The organism is Pseudoalteromonas rubra (assembly GCF_005886805.2).
Taxonomy (GTDB): domain Bacteria; phylum Pseudomonadota; class Gammaproteobacteria; order Enterobacterales; family Alteromonadaceae; genus Pseudoalteromonas; species Pseudoalteromonas rubra_D.
Window position 1 is genome coordinate 1,180,726 of record NZ_CP045429.1, and the last position, 21,734, is coordinate 1,202,459.

Annotated in this window: 21 protein-coding genes; 8 read left to right on the plus strand and 13 right to left on the minus strand. The window is 45.9% G+C overall.

Annotation, left to right across the window (positions count from 1 at the left end):
- Positions 1-110 precede the first annotated feature (110 nt).
- From CWC22_RS05075 to CWC22_RS05085, 3 genes are all read left to right on the plus strand, one after another.
- Positions 111-374, plus strand: a complete 264-nt coding sequence (locus tag CWC22_RS05075; protein WP_138538920.1) for a hypothetical protein — start codon at positions 111-113, stop codon at positions 372-374.
- 237 nt (positions 375-611) lie between these two features.
- Positions 612-836, plus strand: coding sequence for a hypothetical protein (locus CWC22_RS05080; RefSeq protein WP_230090622.1), 225 nt, complete (start codon positions 612-614; stop codon positions 834-836).
- A gap of 187 nt (positions 837-1,023) precedes the next feature.
- Entirely contained in the window at positions 1,024-1,464 is a 441-nt protein-coding gene (locus CWC22_RS05085; RefSeq protein ID WP_138538919.1) for a hypothetical protein, read from the plus strand.
- 258 nt (positions 1,465-1,722) lie between these two features.
- Here CWC22_RS05085 and CWC22_RS05090 read toward each other — a convergent pair whose 3' ends face one another.
- Positions 1,723-2,685, minus strand: coding sequence for a transposase (locus tag CWC22_RS05090; RefSeq protein WP_138538918.1), 963 nt, complete (start codon positions 2,683-2,685; stop codon positions 1,723-1,725).
- Positions 2,686-2,946: 261 nt separating this feature from the next.
- On the opposite strand from CWC22_RS05090, the gene CWC22_RS05095 reads away from it, so the two are divergent.
- Together CWC22_RS05095 and CWC22_RS05100 are read left to right on the plus strand one after the other, a co-directional pair.
- Positions 2,947-3,555, plus strand: coding sequence for a hypothetical protein (locus CWC22_RS05095; protein WP_138538917.1), 609 nt, complete (start codon positions 2,947-2,949; stop codon positions 3,553-3,555).
- A 111-nt stretch (positions 3,556-3,666) separates the two neighbouring features.
- Positions 3,667-3,990 (plus strand): hypothetical protein, encoded by a 324-nt coding sequence (locus CWC22_RS05100; protein ID WP_138538916.1) that lies wholly within the window; start codon positions 3,667-3,669, stop codon positions 3,988-3,990.
- Positions 3,991-4,249: 259 nt separating this feature from the next.
- Here CWC22_RS05100 and CWC22_RS05105 read toward each other — a convergent pair whose 3' ends face one another.
- The 5 genes from CWC22_RS05105 to CWC22_RS05125 all read right to left on the minus strand — a co-directional run bounded on the left by CWC22_RS05105 (position 4,250) and on the right by CWC22_RS05125 (position 11,483).
- Positions 4,250-5,572 (minus strand): sensor histidine kinase, encoded by a 1,323-nt coding sequence (locus tag CWC22_RS05105; protein ID WP_138538915.1) that lies wholly within the window; start codon positions 5,570-5,572, stop codon positions 4,250-4,252.
- Positions 5,573-5,577: 5 nt separating this feature from the next.
- Positions 5,578-6,960, minus strand: coding sequence for a sigma-54-dependent transcriptional regulator (locus CWC22_RS05110; RefSeq protein ID WP_138538914.1), 1,383 nt, complete (start codon positions 6,958-6,960; stop codon positions 5,578-5,580).
- A gap of 88 nt (positions 6,961-7,048) precedes the next feature.
- Positions 7,049-9,484, minus strand: coding sequence for an ADOP family duplicated permease (locus tag CWC22_RS05115; RefSeq protein WP_138538913.1), 2,436 nt, complete (start codon positions 9,482-9,484; stop codon positions 7,049-7,051).
- A 10-nt stretch (positions 9,485-9,494) separates the two neighbouring features.
- Positions 9,495-10,223 (minus strand): ABC transporter ATP-binding protein, encoded by a 729-nt coding sequence (locus CWC22_RS05120; protein ID WP_138538912.1) that lies wholly within the window; start codon positions 10,221-10,223, stop codon positions 9,495-9,497.
- Positions 10,224-10,232: 9 nt separating this feature from the next.
- A complete protein-coding gene (locus tag CWC22_RS05125; protein ID WP_138538911.1) occupies positions 10,233-11,483 on the minus strand; it encodes an efflux RND transporter periplasmic adaptor subunit in 1,251 nt (416 codons plus the stop codon).
- A 982-nt stretch (positions 11,484-12,465) separates the two neighbouring features.
- On the opposite strand from CWC22_RS05125, the gene CWC22_RS05130 reads away from it, so the two are divergent.
- The 3 genes from CWC22_RS05130 (at position 12,466) to CWC22_RS05140 (ending at position 14,592) form a co-directional block, all read left to right on the plus strand.
- Positions 12,466-12,972, plus strand: coding sequence for a hypothetical protein (locus tag CWC22_RS05130; protein ID WP_138538910.1), 507 nt, complete (start codon positions 12,466-12,468; stop codon positions 12,970-12,972).
- 105 nt (positions 12,973-13,077) lie between these two features.
- Positions 13,078-13,548 (plus strand): hypothetical protein, encoded by a 471-nt coding sequence (locus tag CWC22_RS05135; RefSeq protein ID WP_138538909.1) that lies wholly within the window; start codon positions 13,078-13,080, stop codon positions 13,546-13,548.
- Between the two features lie 447 nt (positions 13,549-13,995).
- The gene (locus CWC22_RS05140; protein ID WP_138538908.1) at positions 13,996-14,592 is read left to right on the plus strand and encodes a hypothetical protein; all 597 of its coding nucleotides are present in this window, start codon (positions 13,996-13,998) and stop codon (positions 14,590-14,592) included.
- A 253-nt stretch (positions 14,593-14,845) separates the two neighbouring features.
- Here CWC22_RS05140 and CWC22_RS05145 read toward each other — a convergent pair whose 3' ends face one another.
- The 7 genes from CWC22_RS05145 to CWC22_RS05175 form a co-directional block, all read right to left on the minus strand.
- Positions 14,846-15,934 (minus strand): alkene reductase, encoded by a 1,089-nt coding sequence (locus CWC22_RS05145; RefSeq protein WP_138538907.1) that lies wholly within the window; start codon positions 15,932-15,934, stop codon positions 14,846-14,848.
- A gap of 31 nt (positions 15,935-15,965) precedes the next feature.
- On the minus strand, positions 15,966-16,874 hold the full coding sequence (locus tag CWC22_RS05150) for an EamA family transporter (RefSeq protein ID WP_125562048.1): 909 nt from the start codon (positions 16,872-16,874) through the stop codon (positions 15,966-15,968).
- Positions 16,871-17,569, minus strand: a complete 699-nt coding sequence (gene upp / locus CWC22_RS05155) for a uracil phosphoribosyltransferase (RefSeq protein ID WP_125562046.1) — start codon at positions 17,567-17,569, stop codon at positions 16,871-16,873. Before upp ends, CWC22_RS05150 begins: the two co-directional genes overlap by 4 nt.
- Before the next feature lie 63 nt (positions 17,570-17,632).
- Positions 17,633-18,319 (minus strand): phosphoribosylanthranilate isomerase, encoded by a 687-nt coding sequence (locus CWC22_RS05160; protein ID WP_228553552.1) that lies wholly within the window; start codon positions 18,317-18,319, stop codon positions 17,633-17,635.
- A 445-nt stretch (positions 18,320-18,764) separates the two neighbouring features.
- Positions 18,765-19,514, minus strand: coding sequence for a substrate-binding periplasmic protein (locus CWC22_RS05165; protein ID WP_138538906.1), 750 nt, complete (start codon positions 19,512-19,514; stop codon positions 18,765-18,767).
- Between the two features lie 174 nt (positions 19,515-19,688).
- Positions 19,689-20,834, minus strand: coding sequence for an acyltransferase family protein (locus tag CWC22_RS05170; protein WP_138538905.1), 1,146 nt, complete (start codon positions 20,832-20,834; stop codon positions 19,689-19,691).
- 228 nt (positions 20,835-21,062) lie between these two features.
- Complete coding sequence (locus CWC22_RS05175; protein ID WP_138538904.1) at positions 21,063-21,662, minus strand: nucleotidyltransferase family protein; 600 nt, start codon at positions 21,660-21,662, stop codon at positions 21,063-21,065.
- Positions 21,663-21,734 lie beyond the last annotated feature (72 nt).

A 21,734-nucleotide genomic window follows, 5' to 3' on the forward strand; every position in this document is an offset into this window, starting at 1 on the left:
GTGGTAGGTTACTGTTCTTATTAAGAATAAACTGTTTTAGTAGTGGGCTGTAAAAGCATTGGAAACGGGCTTAAACCGGCATGCTCACTAATATACTGTTAGGCATACCGATGAAGTTTTATGTAAGCTCTCTATTGCTCTGTTTTACTTTTAATGCTTTTGCTTCCTGTACTGAAGCTGTTGATCAAATTGAATTTAGGATGTGTGTGGCTGAAAAGTCAGAAAATTCGGCTATTAAGTTAAAAGAAAAACAAGCTAAGCTTCTAAAAAAATTAAGTCCTGGGATCAAGAACCAGAATTTATTAATGAAACTATTAAATTGCTCGAAAAGTCAGTTGAGTCATTTGAGCTATATAAAAAACACCAATGTATGAATCATCAGCCGCTGCTGGAGGTAATGGCGGTGGTGCTATGGGTGCAGATTGCACAACAAGACTCAATGCTGAATATCTAAACTCTTTAGAAAAACAATTAGCTTGGTATGAATCTAACTATTAGAGTGCAGTATGCCTAACAAGGCAAATCAAAAAGTGCGGACAAAAAACAGTTGGCTTTGTTCGTGCTTCACAAATTATAGCCAATTATTTTTAGCCGTTTATTTGCGGCGTTAAGTGTCGATCAAAGATATGAGAGAACCTCACGAAATACTAGATGAAGTAAAGGATGAAGAGAGCTTTCTGCTTTTCGTAAAATCACTATTTGCAGATCGCGAACTTCATGAAGGAAAATCAAAAGATAAAGTTAGCTTCACTGAGGATTGGGCTAATGATTCTATCAGAGGGTTCTTAGAAGCGGCTGTAGCTTGGGCGGAAGATTCCGATTTTGGAATCCATTAATATTCAGAACTAAGGACAAATAAATGGAAACAGTTTGCAGTATTCTTATATTGCGGGAAAATTTATGAGTAAATGAAACTAACAAAATATTAGATAGGGGCAAAGCTCAGTTGGCGTTTCGCTAATTTTAGCCAATAAAATTCAGTTCATTAACAAGGGCGTTATAAGATCTAGGTAAATCGATTATATGGAAGAAGAACCAAAAGAATTAGATCCAATAGAAGAAATTAAGATTGTTCAGGATATAATTATTACTCAAGAGCAATTTTGTTTTAAAGTTTTTAGTTGGGCTGCCGGTTTCATTACAGCTCTAACATTAGGTCTATTCCACAATTCGGTTAATATACCTTATTTTCTATACATAGCATGTGGCTTAACCATTGTTTTTGGGTTTTATATTGTAGGTCGTCATCACTGGCATACTTTCTCTTCAGCGATTGAGCGCTCTAGACAAATCGAGAGTGCGATTAATGCTGGAAGCTATAATTCCTTCAAATTAAATCATGTTCTAGAAAACGATAAATCTATGGGCATATTAGGTGGGTACAAACTATGGCTTCCATACCTGATTTTATCAATTGTCGTAGTCGTGGCTGGGGTTGGCAAATATTATAACGAGGCGCTGTAACCGACCTCTGGGAAAACACAGAAGAGTGGGAAAACACAGACAGGGAAAACACAGACACCCAGCGTTGTCTGTGTTTGTTATAGGTCCTCAACTAATGAATGTGGTAGCTTTGTCGAATAAGCGAGCGTGAAATCACGAGAGACGGCTCTCATGGGTGGGCAATTTCAGTTGAAATAGTAGCTATTTAGTATTTTGTGGCACGGTTAAGCACTGCCAGAGTGCGGCAGTTATCATTTGTACTTCAGATAGTGGGCTATTCTATCTCAACAATTGCTCACAGTTAGCGAGGTTAGGACGCCGTCTTTTTTGCAGATGTGCACAGTACTCAGTAAGAGCATGACGCCTGCCGGCTGCACCGTGGAATACTTTTGTAAATTGTGTGGTGAGTTTTAGCCAGTTTTCGGGCTCTATTTGCAGTCGAGCGAGAATGGGCTGAGCATCGCTGATGTGGCCTCTCTTGTCTGCACGAATGCGCCGACCAGTGAGTTCAACCAGTTCAATGTAGTATTTAAGCTCAAAGGGTAATCCTTTGGGCATGTTCTGTCTTGGGTTACCAGCAAAGCGCAAAAGGCTCTTTGGTTGTTTGCCGTGTTCAAGGCGTTTTTTGATGCTGGTGAACTCAGATGTTTCGGGCGTGCAGGCCATTTTGGCCCGGATAGGGTTGAGATCAACATAGGCCATACAGGCACCCAGTACGGCTTCATCGAGCAATGCCTGGGACTTAAACCTGCCTTCCCAGAATCGGCCTTTGCAGCCATCTTCTTTGTTTGCCCGACGGGCAATATCTTCGTTAAGCACACGCATAAACCAGCTGATACTCGCCAGTCTTTCGCGATATTTATCGATAATATCATCTAGCATCATACGCTCGGATGGATTGAGCTCGTTACCTTTCACGAATTTGTGCGTTAGCCAGTTCCCCTTAAATAGTTTATGCCATCGGATAACGATAGCTTTGCTATTTAACCGGTTAGCTTTTTTATCATCTACATGCAAAACGATGTGAGTATGGTTGCTCATCACAGCGTAAGCGCATATATCAATACAGAAAATGCTTGCCAGCAGGAGTAGCTTTTCTTCAACCCACTCACGGCGATGTTCATAGGACTGCCCTGTTAACGGGTCCTTACCGCATAAAAAGGCCCTTCTTACGCAACGAGAGATACAATGGTAGTATTTTGTGTCAACTAAGCTGACCTGGCTTTTCCGTGCCGCTGGCATTTGCTTCGTCCTTATTCTTGGAGCAGATTAAAAGCATAGATGTTGGAAGTGTGGCAGACAAGTTTTGGAATGGGTGTCTGCTATTTGTGTCATTGGAATGGGTGTCTGCTATTTGTGTCAATATAAGCTAATTGAGAAAATGAGTCAGTTTGAAACATAACAAGTTAATCAATAAAGAAATGAAATCATAGGCTTGCTGCGTGGCGGTAGCGTAGCTTATAATTTTCTGCCTATTATTAAAGCGTTATAATGTACTAAGTTATGTACCTAATATCTACCAATATTGAACAAGATGAGTATGGGCAAGATTCATTATCTACTTTCGTTAATAGTGATGAAGTCTATTTTTGCCTAGCTGATGGCTCTGGTGGTATAAGCGGTGGAAAAGAAGCCTCTTTATTTGCTACAAGCTTAGTTAACATAGCTAAAACTGAGAAATTCAACTCTCCCGATGAATTTGAAGCATTCCTTTTATCGCTAGACGCTACAATATCTAGTGATTCAATTCTAGGTGAGACTACGATAATTGTTGGAAAGGTTTCAAATAATGAGGTTTTTGGTGCTAGTGTCGGAGATTCCGAGTGTTGGATTCTGAGCAACGAATTTGACTATGAATTGTCGAGTCATCAAATTCGGAAGCCATTGCTTGGTTCAGGTAACTCAAAACCAATAGGCTTCGGCCCTATAAATTTCAGTGGCACTTTATTAGTCGCATCAGATGGCTTATTTAAGTATGCTGTGCTATCTGACATTAAAGAGCTTGCGCATTCAAACCATTTGCCGCAAGCAATTGATTACACTCGTTTGGCTCAGCTAAAATCAGGTACTTATTCTGACGATATTGCGGTAATAGCAATCAGCGCATTATAACAAACGCATCGAGCATAAGGACGCAAAAAGCTAGTCTTGCGCTCCTACGTCACTTAAGTTTAGCCTAGCTTTTTATGCCGCTCATGCGAGCGTTAGCTTAAAGGTTCAGATATGAAGCATAATTTAACCTTACAAGAGGTTCACGTCGAGCTTGAAGAGTCAGAACGGCGTATAAATATGTCTGAGCTTGGACGTACGTGGGAGTCCATAAAAATAGAGCCTAGCCTTTGGAAGCAAAATCAATACGATATACCTGTGCGGTTTTGGGTTATTGCTATTGCCGGTAAGCACTGCTTGTACTTTAACTTTATAGAAGTTGGCTGGGGTTGGGGGAAATTCGAGCTAATGGGTGAAATAATCGAATATCAATGGGAACAAGAAGAGATCTATGAAGCATTTCTTTGGCGTTATCATGAGCTTCGAATCGAAAGCTAACAAGAGACTATGGCGTCAATATAGTGAAAAGTTCATGTGTCCACGCTTGTTTGGGCGTTACTTTGGTAAGGATGTATAACAAAAGCTGAAACCACAAAGGACGCAAAGCCGATTTGCGTTCTTTCGTCGTTACTTAGCTTGCTAATCTGCGCCGGTTGAGCGAGGCGTAGTAGGGTTGGTATAAAAGATACCTTGAGGTTTATTAGCCTGAACAACGCCACAAATGACGATTGCTCTCGACTTCACTAACACCAGTCCACTATGAATATTCCAGCGCCAGCACGGCGCAGCACCCTTGCTGTGTCTGGCGATTGTGTAAAGACAAACGCCCCTGATGAGCTTCAATGATTTGCTGGCAAAGTACCAGGCCAATACCTGAGCCTTGTTGCTTAGTGCTGTAAAAGGGCACGAATAAGTTGTCGGTGTTTTTTATGCCAATGCCATTGTCGCAAATGGTAATGCGCACTTGCTGATTGATAAGCTGCCAGTCAATCTCTATCTGGCAGTCTACATTGGCTTGCTCTGCGGCATCGCAGGCGTTTTTAAAGAGGTTGATAAACAGTTGTTCAAATTGCACAGGGTCGACACAGAGCGACAGGTCATGTGCATTGAGCTGATTGAATTCACACTGTGGAAATAGCTTCTGGCTATTAGCGATAAGCGCGTTTAGTGAGCAAGTTTTACACTCGGGTTCTGGCAGTCGTGCCAGTTGATTATAGCTTTCGATGAATTTACTGAGCTCGCCGGCGCGATGCTGAATAAAGTTTAGGTTCTCGGTGAGTGGCGTCTGGATGTCTGGCTCACAGCGTTTGTTGACGATTTTCGCTAAGGTTTGCGAAATAGAGGTGATCGGAGAGAGTGAGTTGTTTATCTCATGGCTCATCACTCTGATCAGCCTTTGCCAGGCGTGGCGTTCTTCGCTTCGCAGTAATGAATGCACATCGGTAATAAACAGCAATTTAAATGCTTTGCCTTCACTTAAGTATTGTTCTGCATGCACATTGTAGCGTTTGGTTTGCAATGCCACCGGCAGTTCAATTACCTGGCTTTGCCCGGACTCCAGTTGACTGACTACGGTTAGTGCCTTTGGCAGAGTCTGTTTTGTACGGGTGTCGTCCAGTGCGAACAGGGTTTGTGCAGCAGGGTTAGACAGCGCAATGGTCTGCCGGTCGTCAATGGCTAAAATCGCCACATCGATATGCTCAAGTACGGTTTGCACCAGCTGCTGAGATTCCGCTGATTGCCAGCGCTGTGCACTCAAACGCTCGGCAAGTCGGTTGATGGCATTAAACAGGGGCGTTAATTCATTTTCATGGGGGCCTGTGTGTGCCCTGAGTGTGTAGTCACCTTGTGCGAGGGCCTCTACCAAATTGGTTTGGGTTCGCAGCTGGTACACTACTTTTTGTTTGATATACAAGGTACTCCAGGTCAGCACTATCACACCCAGCAAAGCGCACAGTGCCACCAGCCACACAGATATGTCGGTGAGCAACATGGTGGTAATGAGCAAAAAGAGCAAAGGCACAGCACTGGCAAGGTACAAATAGCAAAGCTGAGACTCGTATGACGCTGACTTAGGCATAAGTGTTATTTACCTGTTTTATTTAAACGCCGGTAAAAGGTACTGCGGCTCAGCCCTAAGGAGTGCGCAGCGGCAACGGCATCCCCCTGAAAGTGGGACATACGGCGTTCCAGGGCTTTTTGTTCCAGTTCAGCCAGCGTCATCAGTGGCTCTTGCTCTGTGCCCTCACTGCTCGGCGCGCTCTGGCGCGGCTGCTCAGAAGATAAATTGAGGTGCGTCACATCAATTTGCTCGGTGGGCGCCAGAATGTGTGCCCGCTCCATCAGGTGAGCGAGCTCTCTGACATTACCGGGCCAGTGATACGCTTGCAAGGCACTTTGTGCTTGTGGCGTTAAAACGCGCCCTTGTGCCGCGTATTTATCTATTGAGCGCCGTAAAAAGTGCTGCGCCAGCGGCAGGATATCGGCCTGGCGTTCTCGCAATGGCGGAATATGTACTTGTACGGTATTGATGCGATATAGCAGATCTTTTCGAAAACTACCTTGATGCACGGCGTCATCCAGGTTGGCATTGGTGGCGGTAATCAAACGAATATTGACTGACTGTGTTTTACTGGCACCGACTTTTTCAAATTGCCTTTCTTCGAGTACGCGCAGAAGCTTGGCTTGTTGAGAGTAGGGGGTATTGGCAATTTCATCTAAAAACAGTGAGCCCTCATCGGCCAGTTCAAAGCGGCCAATGCGGTGCGACTTGGCATCGGTAAAAGCGCCTTTAACATGGCCAAACATCTCGCTTTCAAATAAGTTTTCGCTGACTGCGCCCATATTTACGCTGATCAGCTGCTCGTCTTTTCGGGGCGATAAATCATGTAAATACCGCGCAAACAGGCTTTTTCCTGTGCCATTTTCTCCTGTCAGCAGCACACTGACATCGCTTTTGGCCACCTGAGATAAAGTCGACAGGACGTGTTTGATGGGCTCGGAATGGGCAATCAGGCCTGATAAAACACCCAGCTCATTTTGTAGCAGCTGATTGTGAACGGCTAACTTTTGGGTGCGTTTATGGGCTTTTGCAAGCTGTAGTTGGGTGCGAATGATCGTCAGTAATCGCTCGTTTTCCCATGGCTTTTGAACAAAGTCGTTGGCACCCAGTTGCATTGCTTTGACTGCAATCTCGATACTCCCCCAACCGGTAATGGCAATAATTGGCAAATGTTCATCGTCCGCTCTAATTTGCTCTATCAATGCCAGCCCTTCCTGGGCGGAGGTGGTATCTTGAGTAAAGTTTAAATCCGTGATCAGTAGGCTAACGGTATGCTGTTTGAGTAGTCGTGTTGCCTGATCTGGCGAGCTGGCCTGTAAACTGGCATAGCCTTCTTCCAGCAACAGCAGGCTCAATGCATGTCTGATGCCTTCATCGTCATCAAGAATTAAAATTGGGTCGTTCATAAATGTTTGTTATCAACCGCTTAAGTGAACTCAGTGTACAACAAAAGCGCAGCGAATATATAAAAAGCTGCGCTTAGTTGTGGGTGTATTAGTGGTTATGCAGCGCGTGCGCTGGCTCATTGCTGAGTGCGCGTTGCGTCGGCAGGTAGGTTGCCAGCAATACTACCAGGCTAAGTACGCCAGTAAGCACGACCGCAGTTACAGCAACATCGAAGAACTCCACGCCAATGGGCACCGACATGGCGTATCCCAGTGCTAAGCCGATTGCCAGTCCGGGCACTGCCCCGAGCAGCAACTGCGTGGTGCCTGATAGCAAAAACTCAACGGTGATACGATTTTCGCTGGCGCCCAGAGCGCGTTTTACCCCAATCTCCTGAGTGCGCTGCGAAATGGTGTTGGCCATTACCCCGTAAATGCCGCTGGCAGCCAGTAACAGCGAAGCTAAACCAAACAGCACAAATACGCCTCCAACAAATCTCAGTGGTGCAACACGTTGCGTGAGGCGATCATCCAAAGTGGCGATATTGAATACAGGCAGCTGCGGATCAATCTGATTTACCACCCGGGTTAGTGCGGTTTTAGCACTCTGTGTGTCGCTTTGCAGTTGCACACTGATGAAAACAGAGGCGCGCGGCGATTGTGCAAAAGGCAGATAGACGGACGGAGTCCTCACTGCTTTATCTCTGTTAGGCATGGTTTGTACGACATGTTTAACAACACCAACAATCGTAAACCACGGCCCTTTGCTGCCATCTTCATTGATAAATTGCACGCGTTGCCCAACCGGTTGCTCCGAATTCATATACTGCTGTACAAAACTGTCTGTGACAATCACGGTGCGTTTATCCTCGGTGTTGTCTGAGTCGCTAAAAAAGCGGCCTTCGAGTAACTTTGCCTTTAAGTGTTGCAATGCACCCGGGACTACGGCTACCTGGTTGGCTCTTGGGTAGCTGGATAAACCTTGCTGACCATATTCCTGACCGGCTACCGCAACAGCGGGGCGTTTATCCCCAAAACCCGGTAACGCTGATGTGAGCATGTTGCTGCTAAACCCACTTTGGGCGTCTAACTGCGCTTTAAGCGTTTGTACAAACTGGTGTCTTTGTTCATCCGTCTGATATTGCTCAGCGGGCAGGGTAATTTGCCCGACCAGTTTATCCTGGGTATTAACACCATAATCTGCATAAGTGGCCTTATAGCTTGCAGAGATCATCACAGCAGCAACAATCAAAATGGTGATAGATAAAAATACCTCGCCAATTACCAGCGCTTTGTTGAGTTTACCTGCGCCTTTGCCCAGCGCACCGCGCGTGCCATCGCGCAGAACCGCATTAAAGTCGCCGTTGATATTTCGCCATGCGGGCAAAAAGCCAGTGACAAAAATCGTACCCACCAGAAAACTAAAAAAGACTTTCAGGGTGTATGCGTCTATGCCAAAGTCCCACCAAAATGGCGGTCTGTCGGTAAAGAACTGATTGGTAACTGTTTGTGTGATTTCTAACCCCCAGCCAACGAGCAACAGTCCAATCAAACCACCCAAACCACAGATCAACAGGCTTTCCCATAACAGCTGACTCAGTAACCGTCCAGTTGGTGCGCCCAGTGCAACACGAATGGCCGTTTCCTGAGAGCGTTCAACGGCGCGTGACAACAACAAGTTGCCCACATTGACGGACGCCAACACTAAGATAAGGATTGCAGCAGTATGCATAACATAAACCACCGACATGCCGCCATCCGCGGTAGACTGGTGCATGGTGAGTGCATACGCGCTCAGGCCCGAATTGGTTTTTGGGTAACGTTGCTCCAGGCGCTGCATGATCAGCGTTAGCTCGTTGTCGAGTTGTTCAATCGATACGCCAGGTTTTCTCAGTGCTAATCCCGTTACATGTGCGTTTTGATCTCGCGAGACTTGCTGCGGATTATCGCGCAGAGGCCGCCAAAGCTGAGCCCGGCGTGGGTAGTAATAGCCCTCTGGCATCACGCCAATGATACGATAGGGCTGGCCGTTAATATCGACACTGCGTGACAGGATCTCCTGATCTGCACCAAAATGGTTTTGCCAGATATCGTAACCCAGTACCACCACATTCTGCGCGCCAACCTTATCTTCTTCGGCTGTAAATGTTCTGCCTAACAACGGGGCAGTGCGGGTGAGTTCAAATAAGTTGGCACGCGCATCTGCGCTTTGGTATCTGCGTGCGCCGTCACGCCCGGCAATATTAACGATTGCGCTACGATAGGCGCTAAACTCACTGGCTCCGGATAACTGCGCTTCGACCTCGGCAAAATCATGAATATTAAAGTCACCAAAATTACGCTGGCCATTGGTTGAGGTGGTGAGCTCAATTAAGTGCTCACCGTCTTCAAAGGGTAAAGGCTTAAATAGCATCGTATTCATAAATGAGAACAGGTAAACACTCAAGCCAAGACCTGTTGCCATCACAAACACGGTGAGTGCGCTAAAGCTGGGCTTTTTTGCCAGCAGGCGCAGGGCATATTTGATATCGCTGCGAATACTCATCATCTTCCCCTTAACTGTGCACGACGTCTGCAAGCTCAGGCTGTGCAGCATGGGTCTTGTGATCGGCAATGATCCGGCCATCAAGCACTTCAATTTTGCGTTGTGCCCGCTCGGCGGAGCGCGGGTCGTGCGTTACCATACAAATGGTGGCTCCTTCCTGATGAAGGGTATCAAGCAGCGCCAGTACATCGTGGGCATTTTTAGAGTCCAGATTGCCGGTAGGTTCGTCCGCCAGAATTAAGCTGGGCGAACCGGCGATGGCGCGGGCTATGGCAACACGTTGCTGCTGACCACCTGATAGCTGCGATGGGTAATGATTAGTACGGTGGCTCATATTGACCTTGGCTAACGCGTCAGCCGCCATCTGCTTAACCTGCGACTTACTTAAATCTTTACGGTAGGTCAGAGGGAGCTCGACGTTTTCCATCACATCTAAATCACTGATCAAATTAAAAGACTGAAAAATAAATCCTATTTGATTGTTGCGAATCCGGGCGCGCTCAGTTTTGCTGATATTCCCCACTTCATGTCCTGCCAGCTGGTAACTCCCTGAGGTTGGTGTATCCAGCAGACCTAACAGGGATAACAGGGTCGACTTGCCAGAACCAGATGGCCCGGAAATGGCAATATATTCTTGTTGGTGCACTTGCAGTGATACATCGTTAAGTGCATGGGTTTCCAGGTCGTCAGAGAAAAAGACTTTACTGAGATTTTTTAATGCTAATACAGGCTGAGTCATGGCGGTTTCCTAGTTGATTCTAAATTGGTTATAACTTTCGAAGCGGCTTGGATCAGAAGTGACTATCTGATCACCCTCTTCAAGTCCTTGAATAATTTGTACATAGTTGACAGAGCCCAACCCGAGTTGCACGGCTGTACGCGTGGCCATTAAACCATCTGAGCTGAGTTTGTAAATACTGGATTGGGTCTGACTTTGGGTAAATAAGGGGCGTGATACGTACAGGGTGTTATCAAGCTCTGCGATGGTGATTTCACCATCTACGCTAAGCGCAGGTCGCGCATCGCTCGGTAATGGCTCGCTAAAGGCAACATCGACCTGCACATTGCCTTGCACAACTTCAGGGTCGATACGTGTGATCTGGCCCAAAACCTGGTTGTTTTGGGTATCAATGGTGACCTTCTGGCCCACCTTGATTTGCTGAATTTGTAGCTCAGGGACTTGCAGCTCAGCGATGAGCGCCCCCTGGTCGGCCAGCTTGGCAATGTTGCTGCCCATACTGACATGCTGACCAACTTCAACGGGTAGCGCTAAAATAATGCTATCAATGGATGCGCGGACATTCAGCTCATCCACTTGCGTTTGAATGCGCGACACCCGATTTTTTAGCTGGTTGAGCCTGGCAAAGCGGGCATGTTGCTGCGCTTTTAAGCTTTTAGCCGATTCAGCCATTTGCTCTTTTCTGGATGCCAGTATTTGGCGCGCCTGTTCAAGTGCAATTTTGGCGCGCTGAAAGTCCAGTTTTGAGACAGCGCCAGTTTCAATTAACTCAAGGTGCGCCTGATATTCGTGTTCAGCACCGTCAACTGCCATTCGAGCATTGAGCATATCGGCGCGCTGTTGTGCAATCGCGGCTTGCTCAGCTAAATCACTGGCCTGGTGCTCGGCTTCCAGCGCAGAGAACTCCCACTTGGCTTCAGCCAGCTGTTGCTCTAAGCGGGGATTCGTTAAGCGCACAATCTCGTCGCCCTGGCGTACCTCTTGTCCTGGCTTGTACAGCAGCGCCTCTACTTTGGCATCGCCACTGGCCGACAGCCATTGCACATTCTCAGGAACCAGCACGCCATTACCACGCACGGTTACCGTAAAACTACCCCTTTTGACCTGATTAATGATCAACGAGTTGGCTTTGAGCGTAAGCTCCGCGCGAGAGTACTGCCACACTTGGTAGGTACCAAAAGCCACCGCCACTAGCGCGATAAGTGCTATGACTAAGGTCCGCGGAGATCTTGTCTTTTTTGTCGTTACTGCAATGTCCATTTTCACTCCTGGTCGAATAAGAACAATTTGAGAGTAACAGAGCAGGCATTGTGCCAATTTTTAAATGATTGATATTTAAATATTTTTGCTTTTCATGGATTCTTCAGTCCCATATTTGGGATTTAATTTGGGACTAGGCTCAAAGATGAGACTGGCGGTGTGAAGGGTATTACTAAGGTGGTTAATCAACCAGGAATGCGGTTTGATGTTTAGGTCGTTGAAGCATTTTTTTGCAGGTATATGTCTTTGCAAATTTTAGTGCTTTTTTGTTTTTACAGCTGGGTGCCATTGTAACAACCGTAAGCAAGCCATTGATTTTGTCGTGTTACGTTGAATGCCACTCCGTTTGGCTCGTTTCAGGCAAAACCGATAAACCACTCCGTCATTCCGGACGCGTGCGAGCCGGGATCTGCTTAAATACCACACGGAAGTAAACCGATGAGAAGAGGAGAGACATATTTCGAGTACACCCACCCAAAATTCGTGTGCACATGAAACGTCGTTTATCTTCAGCCTATACTCAATGGGTTTGAGCGTGACCCACATATTTGGTTTCTACAAGTGGACGTCCTTACACCGGCCAAGAGGCTAGCCACAGGTTTTGACGCGTTTTAGCGGGCGTTTATATAAAGTCCTTTTGAGAACCCTCGTATGTTGTTTATTTATACAGGTATAAGTGCTGGAGCTCATTTTATCAGTCGTATTTCTCGCTTTCTCCGAATTCTCAAGTCTCGTTTATGCCGCAACTATTCTTAAGTATATGAAATTAATAGAGCTAGTTGTTTTACATAACGAGACCGTAAGTCTCGCTAATACCAAGTCTCGTTTTCTACAGACGGCTATAGACTTGAAGACAAGGGGTCTTGGTGGTAGGTTATTGTTATTAAAATGAATAAATTAATTTGGCAGTGAGTTGGTTGAGCTTTGGGGACGGAGTTTAACCGGCATTCACGCTAATACACTGTTAAATTTCTGAGGAAGTATGAGCAACAAAGAGCTGGTAATATTCTCATCGATAATTTCAGCAGGCTTAATTACTCCTGAAGAGTATATTTCGTGCTGTGATGAAATTATTTTAAGCGAAGAGGAGCCTTCTCAGCTTGTTATGGATCTTTCACTGCTGAAAGATAAGGATGAAGCAGCGAGAAGATTGCTAAATGAAGCCTACGATAATTTTGAAGAAAAATATCCTGTTCCAGAGAGTGGTTTCTTTGAGATATGCTCGGAATACCTTAAGTATCAATCCAATCACATTAGCTGGGGGGGATTTCTTCGTTCCGCAATGCTTATAGCCGAGCATGGCCCTTGCCAGTGGACTACAAATGACTTTAATAGATTCTATGAGGCATTTTTAGCGAATGATGAAAGTGAAGTATTGGAAAAAAGGCAATCGGAACATTTATTAGGCGTTTTGATAGAAGATCTTGAAGAAGTAGAATTCTATCGTCAAATGGTAGCAAAACGAAATTTAACAAGTTTGTCCAGTTGACGTTTTGGTCTACGCTTCGTTTTGGGGTGGCTTCGCCATTTTACCCCAAAACTCCACTACAACCAAAGCGCAACTGACAAAAGCGTTATGTGCGTAGGAACTAATGTGAAAAAACTGCCATTTGTGTTTTTGATACGTTTGTTGTTTTCATCTAGTAGCTTTGCATGTCAATGTAAGTTGAAATCCGTGGAAGAGTATTTTACTGATTCAAAAGCAGTTTTACTTATCGAAGTTCAATCACTTGAAGTAGTTAGGGAAACAGACGAGAGCCTAAAAGCAGGCTCTATTAAGTATCTTGAAGCGACTATTAAAACAATTGAAACATTCAAAGAAGCGGATGCAGACATTAGCTTCTTAAGAACTTATAGTAATTGTGGCTTAGAGCTTTACCCTTCTCAAAATTACTTAGTTTATGTGCCAAAAGACAGCAGAGTTGAAAACTATGCCTCTCGTTGTCATGGTTCGTTTAAATACCTTCCGCAACTTGAGTACTCTCAATCGAAGCTAGATGCGGTTAGAAAATACGCACATAACAATCAAATGCAGCCGACGCCAAACAACGGCTCGGCTGATTAGGGCGTTAAACGTCAGAAATGAAAATCGTACACGGATTTTCACGAGAGGATTTTCACGAGACACCCACATCAAAATTGATGTGCGAAGGGCAGTTTCTAATTGGATGTCCTCGCAACTCTCGCAAATTCACCCGCAACGTCATCTTGCGGCAAATCGCTGATTTCCGGATAGAGCATTTTTCGAAGGTAATCTCTTCAAGACCCATAGCAGATGATACACCTTCTATTTTTTGCGCGTGCTGACATACGATTGTGAGTACGGTCTTATTGAGCAATGTCAGAGGGTTAATCTTCTCTGTATCTGTGGGGTCTTTAATGTAATTGAAGTGTAGTATTTTTATGCATTTTGTTAACTAATCTCTGTTGCAGGTTGTTCAGGGCCTTGTTTTATAGCCTCATAAAATGAACAGCTTTGAATGTCCACAACACGAGATCTTAGGAAATAGATATGAAAAATATTATTTTTGGTAGCCTGGCATTGTCATTAAGCGTCGCAGCCTGGGCTGATACAACTCCTCAAAGTAAAGGAAATGACGGCAGTCCATACGTTATATATGGTGGCGATCAAATCAACAACTCGGATGGCTTTGCCTCTTTGTCTATTCATATTGCAGACACAGATGCAATCGACAGGGATGGGTGTACTACCACCGATTTAAATAGTGGTGCAGGGGGAGATTATATTTACTTATGTGCTGATGGTAACAATAACCCATCTTCACCTAAAGTTACGCAGTTAAAAATATTTCAAAGCGATAGTAGTGCAGAAGACACCGATATAGTGACTGCATGCGGGGGGACTGGTTGGATTGCACTAGTAGAAGATCTCAATCAAGGTTCCGGAGGTGATTGGATTTATCTGTGCTATAAAACGGGGTCCAGTAATAAAATAACCAGTATCAGGACTAGTAACCATAGCGGCAAGAATACAGCGATGAATCATTGTAAACTTAACGGTCATAAGGTTGTGAAAAACACAAGCTCAGAAGCGGCTGATCTTAACAGTGGTGCTGGCGGCGATTACATTTTTGTATGTACGAAGTAATCATTTGAAAACACTGGGGTCAGGTCTTAAATTGTGCACCTGGCCTTGGAATACTGACTAAGTCACCCAGTCTAATTTTTTCTTTTCAGGTGCAGTTCAAGATACAGATTTGGTTTCTGGCAAATGTCTTTTTAAATCGCCTCACCTGCAAACTCGCAGTTACAGCACCGCTTTTTTGTTTTTAAAGCAAAACAAAAAAGGGTGATAAATCACCCTTGCGGTCAGTAAAGGAGAGTCAGACCATAAAATAGACTCAGGCGGTCAATTCTGCCTCCTCAAGTGTCGGGTAGTCGGTATAGCCTTCGGCTCCGCCACCATAAAACTTACTGTCATCCACTTCGTTATATTCAGCACCCACTTTGGCTCTTTCTACCAAGTCCGGGTTAGCCACAAACAGGGCACCAATGCCGACGCCATCACACAGGTCTTGTTCCAGTACCTGAGTGGCGATAGCTGGCGTTGCCGGGCCGTCTTCCCATGACTGGTGTGGGTTAAGGATCAAAGGACCTTGCCACAGTGCTCGGATTTTCTGACTGGTCTCACGGCACGCCGCTTCCATGATATGCAGGTATGCCAGATTCGTCGGTAATGCTTCAATCAGTGCCTGATATAAAGGCAGGGTATCGGTTTCATTAATGTCATTGAACTGGTTATGTGGTGAGATACGAAGGCCAACTTTATCCACGCCGATGGCATTGGCAACGGCGGCAATGACTTCAAGGGTAAAGCGGATGCGATTCTCAATGCTGCCGCCGTATTCATCGTCGCGCAGATTGGTGTTGTTGGCTAAAAACTGATGCGGTAAAAACCCGTTGCCTGCGTGGATCTCAACGCCGTCAAACCCGCCGAGTATGGCGTACTTAGCAGCCTGCGCATAGTCAGCAATGGTCGCCTGGATCTCTTCATAGCTCAGTGCTCTTGGTGGTGCAAAATCTTGCATGCCATCTGGGGTAAATATCTGGCCATTTGCCGTGACCGCTGAGGGCGCAACAGATTGGTGTGCACTGGGATACAGACTGGGGTGGCCAATGCGACCACAGTGCATAAACTGGGCAACGATTTTGCCTCCTTTTTCGTGCACCGCGTCGGTGACTTGCAACCAGCTTTGTGCCTGTTCATTGGTGTGTAGACCCGGTGAATTCATGTAGCCCTGACCAACCTGGTTGGGTTGTATCCCTTCAGTGACAATGAGTCCGGCGGTTGCCCGCTGGCTGTAGTAGGTCGCCATCAAAGGGGTTGCCAGGCCAAGCTCTGTGGCACGGTTACGGCTCATCGGTGCCATAACGAAACGGTTGTTTGCTTTGATGCTGCCGTATTGAGTTGCGTCAAATAAAGTGTTCATTGCAATATCCTTAATTATTTAAAAGTCTTTGTTACGCCTTAGAAAGCGACTTATCCGTTGATGGACTCGCAAGTGTTCGGTTAAACAGCTGTTGCTGCGACACGGCTATCGCCACTACGATGACACCGGCCCCCAGTATTTGGCTGAATGTCAGTACTTCGCCGAGTATGAAGTAACCCAGTAGTGTTGCCGATAATGGGCTGGCGAATGAGATGAAAGACACGGTGACCACAGGTAGCTTTTCAATCGCCTTGAACCACAGTACATAAGCAACCAATGCGCCTATCAGGCTCAGATAGGTGTAGCCGATAACATTGTTGAGCGTTAACTCGGTCGGGAAGCCTTCCTGAACTAGCCCTATTGGTAGCAAAAACAGGCCGCCGACAACCAGCTGCCAGCCGGTGAATGTGTATAAAGACACACCTTCGGGTTTACCCCATCTTTTGGTCAGCACAATGCCTGTTGCCATGGACATGGCCCCTGCAAGTCCTGCTAATACGCCAGCGGTTGGCAATTCCATATTGGGCTCAAGTACCAGTAAAGATACACCTAGTGCGCCTATCAGGCAGGCGACGAATTGACGCGCTTTTAACTTGTTCTTTAGCAGCAGTGCGCCAAGTAACATTACAATGATTGGCTGGCATGACATGACTAACGCTGCGACACCACCTGGTAATAAGTAAGCGGCGACAAATAAGCAGTAAAAGAAGCCACCGATGTTGAGCAAACCAAGAATGATTGAGCGCATCCACCACACACCTTGTGGTAGCTTACGGCCCAGTAACACCAGCAGGATGCCTGCTGGTAGCGCCCGTAAAACGGACGCAATCAGTGGCTTGTCTGCTGGTAAAAGTTCAGTGGTAACAATATAGGTGCTACCCCAGATGGTGGGTGCGATCATCGCAACCACCATCCAAAAAATTAGCTGCTTGTTGCTCATACAGCCCCCAGGTCTGTAGTGCCAAAGTAGCGGTCGCCGAAATCTCCGATACCGGGAATCATAAAGGCGTGTTCGTTCAGTCGCTGCTCGATAGATGAGGTCACTATGGTGACGTCCGGGAATTGAGCTGTGACTTTTTGCAATCCTTCTGGTGAGCACAGTAGGTTTACGAAGGTGATGTTTTCTGGTTTAACACCGGCCTTGGTCATCACGTCCAGGGCACAAATGGCCGAGCCACCCGTTGCCAGCATTGGTTCGAAAAGAAGCACGTGGAACTTTTCAACGTTGTCCGGCAGTTTGGAATAATAGAGTTTTGGTAATTTGGTTGTTGGGTCACGTTGGATGAGAATTTTCCCAATTGGAATATTGAGATCCAAGCGACGTAATTCGTTTTCCATACTTTCGCCTGCACGTACCACAGATACACCGCACAGAGGCTTCGCAAATTGTTTGCCCTCATAAGTTTCGCCAACCGGCGTAGTGACATTCAGCCCTTCAAAGTTCAGTCTTTCCAGGCTTTTTTCCAATAGCAGACGAATGATCTGATCGGCGTAAAAGGTAAACTGACGTTTGTTGGCTGTTTTATCGCGCACCTTAGTATGCAAATAGTGCAGTCGATCCGTTTGCTCCAGTTCAATAACGTTTGCAGTGTTATAGTCGGGTCTGGATAGTGACCTTAGGTTAGTTGCAAGCATGGTATCTCTCCTTAGTGATGAGAGTCAGGTGCGCTTGTAGAGCACCTGACTCAGATATGATGATTAAGCATTGATTTCTGCGAAGGCTTTTTGTGCTTCACTGATAAACTTCTGGACTTTAGCGCGGTCTTTACGACCGTTTGCGCCTTCCAGGCCTGTGTGCGCGTCAATGGCAGCTGGTTTAACTTTGCGGATTGCGTCTGCCACGTTGTCTGGGTTCAGGCCACCAGCCATCATCAGAGGCTTAGGCGAACGGCGAACCAGCTCAGCACTCACGTCCCAGTTATGCGTCAGGCCAGTTGCACCTTTGGCACCAGTTTTAGGGTCAAACGTATCTGTGATGAACATGTCTACGTATTCGGCCACTTCATCAACCAAGGTCAGAAGCTCATCTGCGTTATCTTCCTTAACAACCAGGCTCTTCAGGATGTAGAGATCAGGGCGAAGTGCGCGTAGTTTTTTCATTTCAGCAACGCTGATGTCGCCATGTAGCTGTACAGCTTTTACACCCAGCTCTGAACAAAAACCGCTTACTTCGTCTGCGTCTACCATGTAGCTGATTAGAACGCCTGCCTGAGGTTCACTGAGATCTTTGATGATGCTGATTGCGTCACCTTCAGTGATGTCGTCTTTACCAGATGGCAGACGTAGTGGGAAACCCAACCATTCAATGCCTTCTGCCAGACACAGTTCTGCTTCTTCACGGTCAATGATGCCAGCTACTTGGATGATGTTAGTGATGTTATTCATGGTATATCTCCTAATTGTTTAAAGTTAAGTTTGTTTAAAGAATCTTGAGTTAAAGATATAGGTTATTTCTGATATCGTCAAGTATCTTTGCATAAAGATATTTGTTTTTTTCTCGTTTTTTTACATGGAAATTACTTTTTCATTTAAATTCATATGGTTATATGATTAAAGAAATTTTGGCTTGGTGAAGCTTCTCGTTGCAAGTGTTAGTTCAGACCCCTCAGGGCAAAGAAAAAGCCCGTTTTTTGGGGTGGTGTATGGAGTCCGTGAGAGGGGGCGGGATTGTGATCGTGTTAGAGTGGCACTTTTGAGATGTCTTTACTGTGTAACAATCTGAACGAGGACTTTGGGCGGGGAATGTTATCGCTAACTCAGCTGTTGGCATGACAGGGTAGTTGCGAATGAGGAGAGATGTCATCGCCCGGGCATTTAATCGGGCCCGTGCCTAGCGGTATTTCTCCAAAACGCTTTGCTCACCCCCTTGCTGGCGAAACTGGGTTATCTTTTTTGAAAAGGCCGCCAGTATGCCGAGATGGGGTGATTGATTAGAGATACACAGTGAGAAAGAGACAATGTCGAGGGTTGTGGGTATTTCAATGATGGCATCCTGTAATTGGTGCTTTGCGATAAAATACCGCGCAACCACTTTGTCGGTTACCACCACATCGCCTCTTTTCTTTGCCAGCATCTGCAGTGCATTCGAGATATTGGGTGTCAGACTACGGGTATATTGATTTTGCGGCAGATTGGCTTCTCCCCAGCCATTACCTATATAGTCGAGGATCTGAAAAGCGCGCAGGCCTTCAGTGTCCGATACACGCATCAGAATGTCCAGGCCAGGGTGATGACGGTAGGTGAAGAGGTTGATGGGCCCGACAAATACCGGCGTATCAGAGATACTGACATGCTGGAGTCGCGCATCGGTGGGCACAGAGATAAAAGCATCTGCCTGTCCGTTGAACACCATTCTTTGGGCTCTGCCCCAGGGGTAGCCTTTATGCACTACATTCAGGCCCATTTGCTTTTCAATGACTTCAGTGACAATGTCGACCAGAATACCTGTCATCTGGCCTGCCTCGTTTTTATAGGAATAAGGTGGGAAGCCGTCATAATAAACCACTTTAAAATTGGGTGTTCCCATCACTAAAGGGGTAACGAGCACAAGCAAAATCGTGATTAAAAGACGATAGATCATGTTATTCCGGGCAGAGTTCTGTCGAAGGTGAACTCTTGTAGTGTAGTTGGCCCACCATAAATAGGCGAGTTGGGGCTATCTGAGTAAAAGAAGTGATAGCCCAGAGTCGATTAGTCATGCGTGCCACAATTCAAGTCCAGGTTTGTATCCGGCACGCACCTGCACAGGTCAAAGTTACTTTTCTTCAGACAATCTCGCGCTTTCAGGGACCTTTGATTGCGTCGTTTTCAGGCCAAACAGGTAACGCGTGAGGTTAAATGGCCTGATGACAAAATAACAAATCGCAGCGCAAATGATGAGCGACGAAAACAACAGGCTTAATGATTTGACGGCAATACCCGCGTCCCACTGCACAATATAAAAAGCGAGCGCAACAATCACGGTTTGATGCACAATATAAAAGGGATAAATCAATTCATTAGTCCGACGCAGCCAGTTGGGCGTTTTTTTGCACCATGCACTGGCATAGCCGACGAGGGTTAATAAGCCTGACCAGGAAACGAGTGCACTGATCAGCCACCAGAGTTGCCAGCGCACTTCTACCGACGTATATTCGTTAATGTCAGGTCTGTAATACCAAGCATAGAATGTGACTGAGCTAAAGAGCAACCACTTAAAATTAGTGGCGCGGTTATGTTCCAGAGCGAGCCAAATCCCGGGGCTTTTTATAAAGCACATACCGGCCAGAAAAAACAGCAAGAAGAACAGTGAGACTGACAGGTTGAATAAGCTTGGGTCTTGTGAGGGCATAACGGTTTTAAGGCACAGCCGCACCCCAATGATAACTAACCCCAGCAACATCAGGCCATGTTTATGTGCCGTGATGCGTTCCAGTACGCTAAGTAGCGCGCGGCCAGATGATGCACCGAGCGCCAAATTAACCGGCACAGCCAGTAACATAAAAACAAACAGAAACTCAATAAACCACAGGTGATTAGCATTAAAAGCAAACATTAGGCTACGATATGCGTCTGCTAAACTGTGATATTCAGTGATGTTTTCGAAGTAATTCTGGGGTGGCACGACAATCATCATTGCGAAGATGAGCGGGATAAGTAAGCGATGCAGCTTGGTGGTCAGGAAGGTGCCTGCTGATACTTTATTAAGCAGTAATACCGATCCTGCTCCCGCTATGAAGAATAAGGTGTGCAGTCTGACTTGTTCAAAGTACACCATGATATCATCGAGGGCCTTGCTGGATTCACGGTTCATAACGTGCCAGCCATCTCCGTTAAATGGCATAAACACATGATGCAAAAATACCGCAAAAATTAATAAGACTCTGAGCCAGTCCAATTCTGAGTAGCGAGATTTATTCATGTAAATTAAATCCTTTATGATGTGATTTTCCCAGCTATCGACGACCCATTTCAGTACTTCTTATTATGCTCTGAGGCAGCGTCGGGCTGTTGCAGGTTTTAGCATATTATGAATACCTAAAAGGATCAAAGCAGAGAGTGCGTTATGAAGGGCATTGATCGTGGGCGGTATGGGGAAGTCATGTAACTCTAATAACTTAGTGTTTTGTTGTGTGGCATTGTCTCGTATCTATAGTGAAATGCAATCGTGCTCGTGTGATTTCGCTAGTTTTAGCGCTGGCCATTTGGTTAGCCATTGTTTTGAATGTACGCGACTGTCAAAAATAGCCCTCGATCTTTTTGGGTTGTGCGTAATACAGAGGCTGAACAGTGAGTCAAATCCAAAAGCTGCGATAAGTTCGTATGTGTTCGGTGAGATCTGTCTGGCTGCCACAGCTGTTTCTTTTTCTGGCCAGTGATGCATCGCGTCCAGAGTACTGTGATAAGCTGGATCCCCATTATACTGATGCATTTTAGCTTGATTACGTACTTGCCAGTTAAGCCGGGGCATGCACTTGGTGAGTTGTGCTTCGTACTTTTGATACGCATTGGGGTCAGACTCAGCAGGGTCGAAGTAGATTACGTCTACATCATGTAATGGCGTGGAATGCTTAAATTTGTGCAATGCGTCCCAGACTAAGTTTCGAACAAAACCGGCTGCGATATAGCATTGCGGTAAATCTAATTGCGCCACCAGATTGAGCGCTTCGACTCTGAGTCTATCTCGTCGAATTAGTGAGGTTATCTTACCCTCTGGTGTCTCATATGAGCGCTGGTTGCAGCAGTCCATCAGCTTTCCTTATAGATAAATTACATGCGCATAGTTCAATGAAGTCAGGCACCTGTCTTATGGTTTTAGACA